Origin of the sequence: Pseudoduganella plicata (genome assembly GCF_004421005.1) — a bacterium.
GTDB lineage: Bacteria > Pseudomonadota > Gammaproteobacteria > Burkholderiales > Burkholderiaceae_D > Rugamonas > Rugamonas plicata.
This window is the reverse complement of sequence record NZ_CP038026.1, coordinates 1623781-1636766: the sequence shown is the minus strand read 5'-3', so window position 1 is coordinate 1636766 and position 12986 is coordinate 1623781. Positions and strand designations below refer to the sequence as shown.

The 12986-nt window shown below is 68.4% G+C and carries 11 protein-coding genes; 6 read left to right on the top strand and 5 right to left on the bottom strand.

The window, feature by feature from the left end; genetic code table 11:
* The first annotated feature begins 32 nt into the window (after positions 1-32).
* Positions 33-563 (top strand): SRPBCC family protein, encoded by a 531-nt coding sequence (locus E1742_RS07125; RefSeq protein ID WP_134384180.1) that lies wholly within the window; start codon positions 33-35, stop codon positions 561-563.
* Positions 564-604: 41 nt separating this feature from the next.
* Positions 605-1000, top strand: coding sequence for a hypothetical protein (locus tag E1742_RS07120; protein ID WP_134384179.1), 396 nt, complete (start codon positions 605-607; stop codon positions 998-1000).
* Positions 1001-1031: 31 nt separating this feature from the next.
* Here the strand turns inward: E1742_RS07120 and E1742_RS07115 are convergent, their stop codons facing one another.
* Entirely contained in the window at positions 1032-2093 is a 1062-nt protein-coding gene (locus tag E1742_RS07115; protein WP_134384178.1) for an AraC family transcriptional regulator, read from the bottom strand.
* Positions 2094-2199: 106 nt separating this feature from the next.
* On the opposite strand from E1742_RS07115, the gene E1742_RS07110 reads away from it, so the two are divergent.
* The 3 genes from E1742_RS07110 to E1742_RS07100 are packed head-to-tail and all read left to right on the top strand — an operon-like array spanning position 2200 to position 6942.
* Positions 2200-3816 (top strand): FAD-binding oxidoreductase, encoded by a 1617-nt coding sequence (locus tag E1742_RS07110; RefSeq protein ID WP_134384177.1) that lies wholly within the window; start codon positions 2200-2202, stop codon positions 3814-3816.
* Positions 3813-5393 carry a glycerol-3-phosphate dehydrogenase/oxidase gene (locus tag E1742_RS07105; protein WP_134384176.1) on the top strand — a complete coding sequence of 527 codons (1581 nt, stop codon included), beginning with the start codon at positions 3813-3815 and terminating at the stop codon, positions 5391-5393. Before E1742_RS07110 ends, E1742_RS07105 begins: the two co-directional genes overlap by 4 nt.
* Positions 5383-6942: an FGGY-family carbohydrate kinase gene (locus E1742_RS07100; protein ID WP_134384175.1), complete on the top strand. Its 1560-nt coding sequence runs from the start codon at positions 5383-5385 to the stop codon at positions 6940-6942. The genes E1742_RS07105 and E1742_RS07100 overlap by 11 nt, the downstream gene beginning before the upstream one ends.
* On the opposite strand, the gene E1742_RS07095 is transcribed toward E1742_RS07100, so the two are convergent.
* From E1742_RS07095 to E1742_RS07080, 4 genes are all read right to left on the bottom strand, one after another.
* Positions 6917-8269, bottom strand: coding sequence for a diguanylate cyclase (locus E1742_RS07095; protein WP_134384174.1), 1353 nt, complete (start codon positions 8267-8269; stop codon positions 6917-6919). The genes E1742_RS07100 and E1742_RS07095 overlap by 26 nt on opposite strands.
* Positions 8270-8521: 252 nt before the next feature.
* Complete coding sequence (locus tag E1742_RS07090) at positions 8522-9715, bottom strand: aminotransferase-like domain-containing protein (protein WP_134384173.1); 1194 nt, start codon at positions 9713-9715, stop codon at positions 8522-8524.
* Positions 9716-9870: 155 nt separating this feature from the next.
* Positions 9871-10344, bottom strand: a complete 474-nt coding sequence (locus E1742_RS07085) for a RidA family protein (protein ID WP_134384172.1) — start codon at positions 10342-10344, stop codon at positions 9871-9873.
* Between the two features lie 174 nt (positions 10345-10518).
* Complete coding sequence (locus E1742_RS07080) at positions 10519-11445, bottom strand: DMT family transporter (RefSeq protein WP_229466600.1); 927 nt, start codon at positions 11443-11445, stop codon at positions 10519-10521.
* Positions 11446-11544: 99 nt separating this feature from the next.
* Here E1742_RS07080 and E1742_RS07075 point away from each other — a divergent pair, with 99 nt between their 5' ends.
* Entirely contained in the window at positions 11545-12981 is a 1437-nt protein-coding gene (locus tag E1742_RS07075) for an aminotransferase-like domain-containing protein (RefSeq protein ID WP_134384171.1), read from the top strand.
* Positions 12982-12986 lie beyond the last annotated feature (5 nt).

Below are 12986 nucleotides of genomic sequence, written 5' to 3'. Positions count from 1 at the left end.
TGCAGCGGCGTCTTTGATAACAGAGGAGTCCCATGCTGAAGAAAATTTTGCTGGGCCTCGTCGTCATCGCAACAGTGCTTGTGGCGCTGGCGCTGACGCGGCCCGATACGTTCGAAGTACGGCGCTCGATCGCCGTCAACGCGCCGGCGGCAAAGATCGCCGGCTACCTGAACGATTTCCACCAGTGGACGGTCTGGTCGCCCTGGGAGCGCCTCGATCCGGCCATGCGCCGCACGTACTCCGGGCCGCCACGGGGGCAGGGCGCGGTGTACGCATGGAGCGGGAACGACAAGGTGGGCGAGGGCCGCATGGAAATCGTCGACGACGGCGCGCCGACGCGCATCGTCATCAAGGTCGATTTCGTCAAGCCGTTCGCCTCGCAGGCGCAGACCGTCTTCGAACTCACGCCGCAAGGTAGCGGCACCGTGGTGACGTGGACGATGTCCGGGCCGACGCCGTTCATCTCCAAACTCGTCGGCCTGTTCGCCAGCATGGACGACATGATCGGCGACGATGTCGACGAGGGGCTGCGCCGGCTGAAGGCCGCGGCCGAAGGGTCATGATGAACCCTATACGGTGCATTGCGGCCCTTGGCCTTGCCACCATGGCAGCCGTGACAGCCGGTGCCGCCGCCGCGCCGCTGCGGGCGGATCACCCGATCGTCGGGATCTGGCGCCTGCAGCTGCCTGAGGAGCGCTGTACCGAAACCTACCGCATCCGCGCCGATGGCACGGCGCTCGTCACCAGCGCGGAAGAGGTAGCGGAAACGGCCTTCGAGATCGCCGACCAGCCGGACGGGCAGGGCTTCTACCGCTCCGTCAACCGCATCGTCAAGGACAACGGCAAGCCCGATTGCTCCGGCCAAATCACCAAGCCTGGCCAGTCGATTTCCACATTCATCCTGTTCCACCCGTCCGGCGACCAGTTTCTGATGTGCCAGCGTGCCGACACGCGCAGTTGTATCGGCCCCCTGGTGCGGGTCAAGGGCGACTGGATCTGAAAAAAACGGAGCTGCGGCCGCCAGCCCCTGTTCACTCCACGTGGCGCCCGGAGCGCCAGGCCCCCGGATTCACTCCAGCCCACTCCCGAAAAGCATGATTGAACGCACTCTGCTCCTGATAACCCAGCAGGGAAGTGATCTCCAGCAGCGAAAGTCCGGGACGCCCCAGGTAATCGCGCGCCAGCGCAAAGCGGGTCTCGTCCAGCACCCTTTGGTAGCTCGTGCCGGCATCGGCCAGCTTGCGCTGCAGCGTGCGTGGTGTGAGCCCTAGTTGGAGCGCCACCGCCGGCAGCCGCGCCTGGCCATGCGGGAGGCGGACGATGATGGCGTCGCACACCTGTTCCACGATGCCGGGCGCGTTCGTGCGCTGGCGCAGCAGCCCTTCGATATGGCGCTGCAGCACGGGATACAGCGCTACATCCGCGTTCGGCACCGGGCGCGCCAGCAGCGCCGCATCGAAGCGCGCCGTATTGGTCGCGGCGCCGAAGCGGGGCACGGTGCCGAACACGCGGCGGTACTCGTCGTGGCCGGCCGGGTCGCCGCCATCGTGCATCAGCTCCAGCGTGGGGGCGGGCAGCCTCGCGCCGGCCAGCCAGTTGCCGAAGACGCGCACGCCGGCGAACACGCTGTCCGCCAGGTGCCGGTGCGCACCCGGGAAGTGGCTGCGCCAGCTGTAGGCCGCCTCGTCCCCATCCACGACCAGGCTGGAACGGCCCAGGTCATGGGCCAGCGCTTCGTAACGGATGGTCTGGTCGAACGCCTGGCCGAAGTCGCGGCAACTGAGCAGGATGAGACCATATGCGCTGAACGTGCCCACCTTGACCCGTTCGCCCACGTGCAGGCCGAAATGCGGGTCGCGTCCCAGCTCGGCGCCGGCATCGAGCAGCCGCAGATAGTCGGTCGCGGGCAGCTGCGCGGGCACTGTATCGAGGGCATCGGCGGCGAGCCCCGCCGCGCGGGCCAGCGCCGCGGGACCGACGTCGCGCGCGGTTGCCGCTTCCAGCAGCGGTTGCAGGTAGGAGCCGGCGACCCGGCCGGCGAGGGCGGGACGGATGGCATCGACGGTGGCGGATTGGAGCAAGGCAGTTGTCATGAATGCGCAAGACCGGAAAGGGCTGTCGACGTAAGCTGCGCTATCGGTAACGACACGGCAGCGGCGCGATCCAGTATAGCGTCCGGCCGTGACAAGGAGATGGCGCATGCGCAGGTGGAATGGCTGGGGTGACGAAAGCGTGGCGTATCCGCTGCACGAGAGCGCGCTGGCGTTCCTTGCGGCGCGCATCGGCGCCGGCACGCCGTTCGCGGATGCATCGTTCGACGCGGCCTGCGCGACATTGGTGCCATCCCGGCTGTCATCGGCCGCGCTGCCCGGCGGCGTGCACGTCGCCACCGACGCGCCGACGCGCCTGCGCCACGCGCTCGGCCAGAGCCTGCCGGACTGGCTGCGGCTGCGCCATGGCTGCATCGGCCCGGCACCCGACGGCGTCGCGTTCCCAGAAAGCGGCGAGGACGTGCGGACGCTGCTCGATTGGGCCAGCCGTCATGGCGTGAGCGTCATCCCTTACGGCGGCGGCACCAGCGTGGCGGGACACATTACCGCGCAGGCCGGGCCGCAGCCCGTGCTGACGGTATCAACGGCGCGCCTGTGCCGTTTGCTGAACCTCGACGCCGTGGCACAGCTCGCGACGTTCGAAGCGGGCGTGTCCGGCCCCGACCTGGAGGCGCAGCTGCGCGCGCATGGCCACGTGCTGGGGCACTATCCGCAGTCGTTCGAATACTCCACCCTGGGCGGCTGGATCGCCACCCGTTCTTCCGGGCAGCAGTCGCTGCGCTATGGCCGCATCGAGGCGCTGTTTGCCGGCGGCGTCGTGGAGACACCACGCGGCACGCTGGACATCCCCGCTTTCCCGGCGTCAAGTGCCGGCCTCGATCTGCGCGAACTCGTGCTGGGTTCCGAGGGACGGCTGGGGATTGTTACGCAGGCAACAGTGCGCATCGCGCCGACGCCCGCCTACGAAGCATTTCACGCGGTGTTCTTCCCCGACTGGGACAGCGGCATCGCGGCTGCGCGTGCCCTGGCACAGACGCGCGCAGGCCTCTCGCTGCTGCGGCTCTCCAATGCGGCGGAGACGGTGACGATGCTGGCGCTGGCCGGCCATCGCCGCCTCGTCGGCCTGCTGGACCGGTGGCTGCGCCTGCGCGGCTGCGGCGAGGGCCGCTGCATGCTGCTGCTGGGCGCCAGTGGCGCCGACGGCCCGGCACGGGCCGCGTTGCGGACGGCATTGATGGTCTGCCGCCAGCATCGGGGTGTCCACGTCGGCCGCAAGCTGGGCGAGAAATGGCGCCAGGGACGCTTTCGCAACGTCTACCTGCGCAACGCGGCCTGGCAGCATGGCTACGCGATCGACACGGTGGAGACGGCGCTCGACTGGCCGCGCGTGACCGCGGCGATGGCAGCCCTGGAGACGGCGGCAGCAGCGGCCCTTGGCGCGCATGCCGAGGCGGTGCATGCATACACGCACTTGTCGCATCTGTACCCGCAAGGCGCCAGCGTCTACAGCACGTTTGTCTGGCGCCTGGCGGCCGACTTCGATACGGACATGGCGCGCTGGCGCGCGCTGAAAGGCGCCGTCAGCGCGGCCATCGTGGCGCACGGCGGCACCATCAGCCACCAGCACGGCGTCGGTATCGACCATGCGCCCTACCTGGCTGCGGAAAAGGGCGAGCAGGGCATCGCCGCGATCCGCGCCGTGCTGCGCCACTTCGACCCGGACGGCCTGCTCAATCCCGGCAAGATGGTGGGAGACGCGCCATGACCGCGTTCGGCCCCCCGCGGGCGGGTCTGCCGGCATTGCTGGCGCAGCCGTGGGACGTGCTGATCGTCGGCGGCGGCATCACGGGCGCAGGCATCCTGCTGGAGGCGGCGCGACGCGGGCTGAAGGCGCTGCTGGTCGAGCAGTACGATTTCGCCTGGGGCACGTCGAGCCGGTCGTCGAAGCTCGTGCACGGCGGCTTGCGCTACCTGAAGGAAGGCCGCTTCGCGTTGACGCGGGAGGCGGTGCGCGAACGCGAAAGCCTGCTGCGCGCGGCGCCCGGGCTGGTGGAACCGCAAAGCTTCGCGTTCGGCGACTATCGCGGCAGGAAGCCGGGCCGGCGCACGTTCCTGCTGGGGCTTGCCATCTACGACCGCCTGGCGGGCCAGCGTTCGCGCCATTATTTCAGCCGCGACGAGTTCCGCGCGCTGGTGCCGAATGCGGCGGACGAGGGGCTGGAAGGCGGCATCTGCTACCAGGATGCGAAGACGGACGATGCCCGCCTGGTGCTGCGCGTGCTGCAGGAAGCGCATGCGCATGGCGGCGTGGCCGTCAACTACCTGGGTACCCGCACCCTGCAGCGGGAAGGCGGCCGCGTGACCGGTGCGCTGCTGTGCGATGAGCTGGATGGCCAGACGTACCCGGTAGCGGCGCGCGCGACCATTAGTGCCACGGGCGCCTGGGCGGACGCGCTGCGCACGCCGGCCGGCGCGCGCCCCCGGCTGCGGCCCCTGCGCGGCAGCCACCTCGTGCTGCCGGCGTGGCGCCTACCGCTGGCGCAGGCCGTCAGCCTGATGCATCCGCACGACGGCCGGCCCGTGTTCGCCTTCCCGTGGGAGGGCGCCACCCTGGTGGGCACGACCGATATCGACCATGCCGACAAGATGAACGGCGAGGCAGCCATCACGCAGGGGGAGCTGGACTACCTGCTGGCGGCACTGCATTACCAGTTTCCGTCGGCGAAACTGTGCGCGGACGACGTCATCGCCACGTTTGCCGGCATGCGGCCCGTCATCGACACCGGCAAGGCCGACCCGTCGAAGGAAGCGCGCGACCATGCGCTGTGGCTGGAGAACGGGCTGTTGACCGTCACCGGGGGCAAGCTGACGACGTTTCGCGTCATCGCGCTGGATGCTTTGATGGCGGCGCGACCGCTGCTGCCGGGCTGGCACGACAGCCTGGCGCCGCTGCCCGTGTTCGACACGCCAACGCCGCCGTACGACCGCCGCCTGCCGCCGGGGCAGGCGCAGCGGCTGGCCGGCCGCTACGGCGAACAGGCGGCCGCATTGATTGCCGCGGCGGGACAGGGCGAGCTGACCGTCATCCCAGGAACCCAGACACTGTGGGCGCAGTTGCGCTGGGCGGCGCGTCACGAAGCGGTGTGCCATCTGGACGACCTGCTGCTGCGGCGCACCCGCATCGGCATCCTGACGCGCGGGAACGGGCGCCACCTGCTGGGGCCGGTACGCGCCATCTGCCAGCACGAGTTGCGCTGGAGCGACGCCCGCTGGGAGGCGGAGACGGCGGCCTACCTGGCGCTATGCGAACGTCATTACAGCCTGCCGTGCCATGGACGATAAGCTGATCCTCGCCATCGACAACGGTACGCAAAGCGTGCGCGCACTGCTGTTCGATGCGCGCGGTGTGCTGGCGGCGAAAAGCCAGGTGCATCTGCAGCCTTGCTACTCGGACTACCCCGGCTGGGCCGAGCACAGTGCGGACGGATACTGGGAAGCGGTCTGCCGCGCGTGCCGGGAACTCTGGCGCAGTCACGACGTGCGCACCCGGGTGGCGGCAGTGGCGGTGACGACGCAGCGGGGGACCGTCGTCAACGTCGACGCCGACGGCAGGCCGCTGCGGCCCGCGATCACGTGGCTCGACCAGCGCCGCACCGACGACGTGCCGCGCGTGGGGCCGTGGTGGCGCGCCGCGTTTCGCGTTGTGGGCGTGCGTGACACGCTGACGTATTTCCAGCGCGAGGCGGAAATCAACTGGATCGCGGCGCACCAGCCCGACGTCTTGCAACGCACGCACAAATTCCTGCTGCTGTCCGGCTTCCTGAACTTTCGTCTGACGGACCGGTATGCCGATTCGACCGGCTCGCAGGTGGCCTACGTGCCGTTCGACTACCGGCGCCACCGCTGGGCAGCGGCGCGCGACTGGAAGTGGCAGGCGCTGGCCGTGCGGCCGGACATGCTGCCCGAACTGGCTGCACCGGGCACGCCCATCGGCGCAGTGACCAGGGGCGCCGCACAAGCGACGGGCATCCCGGCGGGAGTGCCCGTCATCGCGGCGGCGGCCGACAAGGCATGCGAGGTGATCGGCGCGGGCTGCGTGACGCCGGATATCGGCTGCCTCAGCTACGGCACGACGGCCACCATCAACACGACAGGCACGAAGTATGTGCAAGTGACGCGGTTTATCCCGCCCTATCCCGCCGCGCTGCCGGGCGCCTACAGCACGGAAGTGCAGATCTTCCGCGGCTACTGGATGGTCAACTGGTTCAAGGAGCAGTTTGGCGACCGCGAACAGGCGCTGGCGGCAGGGCAGGGATTGAGCGCCGAAGCGCTGTTCGACGCGCTGGTGGACGCAGTGCCGCCCGGCTCGATGGGATTGATGCTGCAACCCTACTGGAGTCCCGGCGTGCGCGTGCCCGGCCCGGAGGCGAAGGGCGCGATGATCGGCTTCGGCGACGTGCACACGCGCGCGCACATCTACCGCGCCATCCTGGAAGGGCTGGCGTATGCGCTGCGGGAAGGGCGCGAACGCATCGAAGCGAAAAGCGGCACGCGCATCGCGGCCCTGCGCGTTGCCGGCGGCGGCTCGCAAAGCGACGCGGCCATGCAGCTGACGGCCGACATCTTCGGCCTGCCGGCCGCGCGGGCGCACGTCTACGAAACGTCGGGACTGGGGGCGGCGATCTGCGGCGCCGCCGGTGTCGGGCTGCATGCGGACTTTGCCACAGCCATTGCCGCGATGACGCGGCCCGGGCAGACGTTTCAACCGATCGAGGCGCACCGGCGCGTCTACGACCGGCTGTACCGGAAGGTTTATCTGAAGATGTACCGGCGGCTGCGGCCGTTGTACGAAGAGATTGCGGAGATTACGGACTACCCGCGCAGGCGCTGATCGCCACAAGCCCAGGCTGCATTACCCGCACAAGGTTGCGCCCATCCTCCTTGGCTGCATACATCGCCCGGTCCGCCCCCACGAACAGCGTCTCGATCTTGTCCTGCTGGCGCGGGCGCATCGTCGCTACGCCGATGCTGACGGTGATCCATGGCGACGTGGGGGATTTCGGGTGCGGCAGCTGCAGCGCTTCGATATGGGCGCGCACCGATTCGGCCAGCGCAGCGGCCGCGCCGGCGTCGGTCTCCGCGAACAGCAGGACGAATTCCTCGCCGCCATAGCGGGCGGCGAGGTCGGTGCCGCGCAGCGCGTGCGAGGCGATGGCTTGCGCCACCTGCTGCAGGCCGATGTCGCCGGCCACGTGGCCCAGCGAGTCGTTGTACAGCTTGAAGTGGTCGACGTCGAGCACGACCAGCGACAGCGGCGCGCCCGTGCGGGTGGCGCGCTGCCATTCCTTTTCCAGGAAGCTGTCGAAGTGGCGCCGGTTGGCGATCTTCGTCAGCGGATCGACCATCGCGGCGCGCTGCAGCGCATCCTCCGAAAGCTTGTGGTGCGTGATGTCGTGCAGCAGGCCGATGAACAGCGGCTGGCGCAGGAACATCGGTGTCAGCGTCAGGTCCATGCAGACCGACTTGCCCTGTTTGTGGCGGATGATGACTTCGCGCGTGCCATGGCTGTGCGCGGTCTCCGGGTGCGCCGCGTAGCGGGAGAAATACTCCAGGTATTCCTGCGCCACGAGAGGGTTGAGCAGGTCGTCGATATGCCGGCCCGCCAGTTCGTCGGGCGCGTAGCCGAGGTAGCCGTCGCAGGCGGGGTTGGTGAACTGGATGCGCCCGTTCGCTTCGATGATCAGGAGGCCCTCGGCCATGCTGTTGACGATGGCGCGCAGGCGTTCGGCCTGTTCGTGCTGGGTTTCGCTGCTGGCGCGGATCGACAGCTGCGTGCGCACGCGGGCGCACACCTCCGGCATGCGCAATGGCTTGCGCAGGTAATCGACGGCGCCCAGGTCGAAGCCGGCGACCACGTCGTCCGTTTCCGTGCGCGCGCTCATGAAGATGACGGGGATGCGCTGGGTGACGGGATGGGCTTTCAACTGTCGGCACGTCTCGAACCCGTCCATGCCCGGCATGACGATATCGAGCAGGATCAGATCGGGATGCACGCGGCGCGCCAGCTGCAGCGCGCGCTCGCCCGTGTTGGCGACGAACGTCTGGTAACCCTGGTCGACCATCAGCGAACGCAATGCCGACAAGCTGTCCGGCGCGTCGTCGACGATCAGGACCGCGGCGTCGCGGGGCGGGGAGAAACCGGTGCTGCCTGGGCTCATCTGGCTGACATCCAAGTAATCTGTTTGTCTAGATAATACCTTCAGGCAATAAATAATTGGAGGAAAATAAGGGGTTTTGGACGAAATAAGACGGTTTGCGATGGCGGCTGCGAAAGCGTGTCGCTGGCCGAGAAGCGCTGCCGCGGGGGCGTATGAACGTCCACAATCGCAGCTGTCCCGAGAGGAAGGAATGTCGAGGACAGACATCCGTTCAGTGTCTCCGACCCTGAAACGGATGCCTGTCCGCGATCGTCAGAGCCTTGCTTTGATCAGCTTGCCCAGGATGGCAATGCCATGCTGGATGCGTTCCGGCGGCACCGTCACGAACGACAGGCGCAGCGTGTTCGTTTCCGGTTCGTTCGCGTAGAACGGGGAGCCCGGCACGAAGGCAACCTTTTCCTTGATGGCTTCGTCCAGCAGCGCCATCGCGTTGATGTGCTTCGGCAGCGTGACCCAGATGAACATGCCGCCTTCGGGCTTCGTCCACGTGGCGCTGGCCGGGAAGTGTTCGGCCATCGCGTCCAGCATCACCTGGCACTGGTTGCCGTACAGCGCGCGGATCGTCGGGATGTGCTGGTCGAGGAAGCCGTCCTTGATCACTTCATGCACGACCATCTGCGTCAGCTGCGCCGTGTGCAGGTCGGCGGCCTGCTTGGCCAGTTCGAGGCGGCGCACCAGCGGCAGCGGGGCGACGACGTAACCGAGGCGGATGCCCGGCGTCAGCACTTTCGAGAAGGAGCCCATATAGATGACGCCTTCGGGGTTCATCGCCACCATCTTCGGCAGCGGGTCGCCCTTGTACGACAGCGCGCCGTACGGATCGTCCTCGATCAGCGGCAGGCCGAGGCGGGCGCAGGTTTCCACCAGCTCCAGGCGGCGCGCGGTCGTCAGCGTGCGGCCGGTCGGGTTCTGGAAGTTCGGCAGTGCGTACAGCAGGCGCGCGCCTTCCGCGACGGCGTCCAGCGACGACGGCACCAGGCCATCTTCGTCGGTCAGCACGGACTTGAATTCTGGACGGTAGACGGAAAACGCCTGCAGGGCACCCAGGTAGCTTGGCGTTTCCACCAGCACGCGGCTGCCTTCGTCGATCAGCACCTTGCCCAGCAGGTCCAGCGCCTGCTGCGAGCCCGAGACCATCAGCACCTGTTCCGGCACGATCTTCGCGCCGTTCGTCGACAGCGAGTCGGCGATCCACTGGCGCAGCGGCATGTAGCCGTCGGTGGGGCCGTACTGCAGCGCGGTCTTGCCGGTGGTGGACAGTACCTTGTCGAACGCGTTCTTCATCGCGTCGACCGGGAAGGTCAGCGGCGACGGCAGGCCGCCCGCAAACGAGATGATTTCAGGCTGCTGCGTGATCTTCAGGATCTCGCGGATGAAGGAGCTTTGCAGCTGGCTGGCGCGCTCGGAAAAGCGCCACTGGATCGGGTTGGGGTTTTCGATTTTCATACGACTCTCTCGGATAAATGTGCGGGACTGACCCGGCGAACAAGCGCGCTTGTGGCGGCTGCGGGGGAGGCCGCTTCGCCATGAGGCTGGTGAGCTGCATGGCGAAACAGCCTCGGTGCGGCGCGGCGCCGGGTAGGCGCCGTCCGTCATACTGTTTACGCTACTTCGGCAATCAGTTCGATCTCGACGCAGGCGCCGCGGGGAATCTGCGCCACGCCGAACGCGGAACGGGCATGCACGCCCGCCTCGCCGAACACCTCGCCCAGCAGCTCGGAGCAGCCGTTGGTGACGAGGTGCTGGTCGGTGTAGTCGGGCGTGGAGTTCACGAGGCTCATCACCTTGACGATGCGCTTGACGGTACTCAGGTCGCCGCCGCACGCTTCCTGCAGGGTGCCCATCAGGTCGATGGCAATCGCCCGCGCGGCCTGCTGGCCCTCAAGCGTGTCGATGTCCTTGCCCAGCTGGCCGGCCCACACGGAGCCGTCCGGCTTCTTGGCGATGTGGCCGGAGATGAAGACCAGGTTACCCGTGCGGACCCACATGACATAGGCGGCGACCGGGGCTGCCGGCGGCGCCAGCGTGATATCGAGCGATTGCAGTTTCTGGTAAATCGGCTTCAGTTCAGACATGTCGCATCCATTGTGGAAGCAGCCAGGGGCTGCAAAGATCGGTATTGTACGACTTGGCGGCGCCGGTGCCCACATCCTGCCGCCGAATTAACTCCGGCATTTGCCGGGCTCCTTGGCAAAATATGGCAGCACGGCGGGCAGTGAGGCGGGCAGCACGGCAGGCAGCGCGGCCGGCTATCCCGCGCGCCGTTGCACGGCCGTGCGCCGGCCCACGGCAACGACCGCAATCACCGCCAGCGCGAATGCCACGTGGCCGGCCTGCAGCGGCTCGCCCAGTACCAGCGCGGCGCCCAGCAGCGTCAGGAACGGCTGCACCAGCTGTACCTGGCCCACGCGGGCCACGCCGCCCAGCGCCATGCCGCGATACCAGAAGAAGAAGCCAAGGAACATCGAGAACACGCACGTGTACGCAAAGCCCAGCCACGCCGGCAGGCCGGCGGCACCAATGGCCGCGCCGTGACGCCACAGCTGCACGAGCGTCATGGGCAGCGCCACGGGGAGCGACAGCAGCAGGGCCCAGCTGATGACCTGCTGGCCGCCCAGCGTGCGCGCCAGCCTGCCGCCTTCCGCGTACCCCCAGGCCGCGGCCAGTACGGCCGCGAAGATCGCCAGATCGGCCGCATGCAGCGCGCCGCCGCCCTGATACAGCGCGAACCCGGCCACGAGACCGGAACCCAGCAGCGCGCTGGCCCAGAACGCGGCCGAGGGCCGTTCATGGCCGCGCAGCGCGGCGCACAGCGCGGTGGCAAGAGGCAGGATGCCGACCAGAACGGCGCCGTGCGACGCCGGCAGCGAGCGCATGGCAAGAGACGTCAGCAGCGGAAAGCCGATCACGCAGCCGCCGGCGACCGCAGCCAGCGCCGGCAACGCCGCGCGGGGCGGCAATGGCGCGCGCCGTATGCCCAGCCACAGAGCGGCCAGCAGCGCCGCGCCGACGGCGCGTGCCATCGCCGCGAACGTCGGATCCAGGCCGGCCACGGCGAGGCGCGTGAATGGCAACGTCAGGCTGAAGATGGCCACGCCCGTCAGGCCGAGCAGCATGCCGACGGTTTCGTCGGCAAGGGCAAAGCGCGACTGCGTGCGGATGGTCTGGATGGGCATGATGGTGGCGAGGTGGCTGGATTGAGGGTATCGTATCCCGTTATGCCGGTACAGTGCCGGTACACTTCCCCTACGCACATCAATAACTGTAATGGACAAATGACCAATACATCCATGGCGCTCGGGCTGCTCAGCCGCGACGGCACCGAGCCGCTGACCGACCAGATCGTGCGCGGCGTCGCCGCCCGCATCGACGAGCGCCTGCTGCGCGCCGGCAGCCGCATGCCGTCGATCCGTGCGTTCGCCGCCAGCCAAGGCGTCTCGCCGTTCACCGTGGTGGCCGCGTACGACAAGCTGGTAGCGCGCGGCTACCTCGAGTCGCGCCGCGGCGCCGGTTTCTTCATCCGCGCGCGCGCCGACGCGGCGGCGGCCAGTACCTCGACCGATACGCCTGTCGAACCGGCGCAGCAGGGGCTCGATGTCGTCTGGCTGGTGCGGAACATGTTCCGCCAGCTGCCGCACCAGCAGATGCCGGGAACCGGCGTGCTGCCGGCCGAATGGCTCGATGGCGCCGCGGTGGCGGGCGCGCTGCGCCGTGTCGCGCGCCGGCAGCAGGACATTCTGTTGAACTATGGCGTGCCGCAGGGCTTCCTGCCGCTGCGCCAGCAACTGCAGCACAAGCTGGCGGAAATCGAGATCGCCGCCACGCCGGAGCAGATCGTGACGACGGCCGGCGTGACGCAGGCGCTGGACATGGTGGCGCGCGAGTTCACGCGACCCGGCGACACCATCCTGGTCGACGATCCCGCCTGGTTCCTGATGTTCGCGTCGTTTGCCGCGCTCGGCGCCCGCGTGATCGGCGTGCCGCGGCTGGCGGACGGCCCGGACCTGGCGCGCCTGGCCGAGCTGGCGGCGCTGCACAAGCCGAAGCTGTACGTCATCAACTCGGTGCTGCACAACCCCACGTCCGCGTCGCTGTCAGCGGCCAAGGCGTTCCAGGTGCTGCGCATCGCCGAGCAGCATGGCATCGTCGTCGTCGAGGACGATATTTATTGCGACCTGCATCCCGGCGTGGCCGTGCAGCCCGCCACGCGTCTGGCCGCGCTGGACCAGCTGCGCAACGTCATCTACCTGTCGGGTTTTTCCAAGACGATGGCCGCCAACCTGCGCGTCGGCTTCATCGCCACGTCGCCCGAACTTGCGCGGCGGCTGGCCGACCGCAAGATGCTGCAAACGTTGACGACGTCCGATATCGGCGAGCGGGTCGTGCATCGGATCCTGTGCGAAGGCTCGTACCGCAAGCACGCCGAGCGCATGCGCGCGCGCCTGGACGGCATCCGGGCGCGCACGGTGCGCCAGATGGAACGGGTCGGCCTGAAGGTGGACGTGGCGCCCCCGGCCGGGCTGTTCGTCTGGACCGACGCGGGGCGCGACACCAACGTGCTGGCCGAGCGGGCCATGTCGGCCGGGCTGCTGCTGGCACCCGGCAGCCTGTTCTCGCCCAGCCAGCTGCCGTCGTCGTTCATGCGGCTGAACGTCGCGGCCATGCAGGACCCGGCCATCTGGCGTTTCCTGCAGCGTGAGCTGGAGCGGTAGGAAGA

What these genes read in the sequence shown, in the direction of transcription:
- E1742_RS07125 (WP_134384180.1), top strand. Translation starts at nt 33, where the DNA reads ATGCTGAAGAAAATTTTGCTGGGCCTCGTCGTCATCGCAACAGTGCTT.
- E1742_RS07120 (WP_134384179.1), top strand. Translation starts at nt 605, where the DNA reads ATGGCAGCCGTGACAGCCGGTGCCGCCGCCGCGCCGCTGCGGGCGGAT.
- E1742_RS07115 (WP_134384178.1), bottom strand. Translation starts at nt 2,093, where the DNA reads ATGACAACTGCCTTGCTCCAATCCGCCACCGTCGATGCCATCCGTCCC.
- E1742_RS07110 (WP_134384177.1), top strand. Translation starts at nt 2,200, where the DNA reads ATGCGCAGGTGGAATGGCTGGGGTGACGAAAGCGTGGCGTATCCGCTG.
- E1742_RS07105 (WP_134384176.1), top strand. Translation starts at nt 3,813, where the DNA reads ATGACCGCGTTCGGCCCCCCGCGGGCGGGTCTGCCGGCATTGCTGGCG.
- E1742_RS07100 (WP_134384175.1), top strand. Translation starts at nt 5,383, where the DNA reads ATGGACGATAAGCTGATCCTCGCCATCGACAACGGTACGCAAAGCGTG.
- E1742_RS07095 (WP_134384174.1), bottom strand. Translation starts at nt 8,269, where the DNA reads ATGAGCCCAGGCAGCACCGGTTTCTCCCCGCCCCGCGACGCCGCGGTC.
- E1742_RS07090 (WP_134384173.1), bottom strand. Translation starts at nt 9,715, where the DNA reads ATGAAAATCGAAAACCCCAACCCGATCCAGTGGCGCTTTTCCGAGCGC.
- E1742_RS07085 (WP_134384172.1), bottom strand. Translation starts at nt 10,344, where the DNA reads ATGTCTGAACTGAAGCCGATTTACCAGAAACTGCAATCGCTCGATATC.
- E1742_RS07080 (WP_229466600.1), bottom strand. Translation starts at nt 11,445, where the DNA reads ATGCCCATCCAGACCATCCGCACGCAGTCGCGCTTTGCCCTTGCCGAC.
- E1742_RS07075 (WP_134384171.1), top strand. Translation starts at nt 11,545, where the DNA reads ATGACCAATACATCCATGGCGCTCGGGCTGCTCAGCCGCGACGGCACC.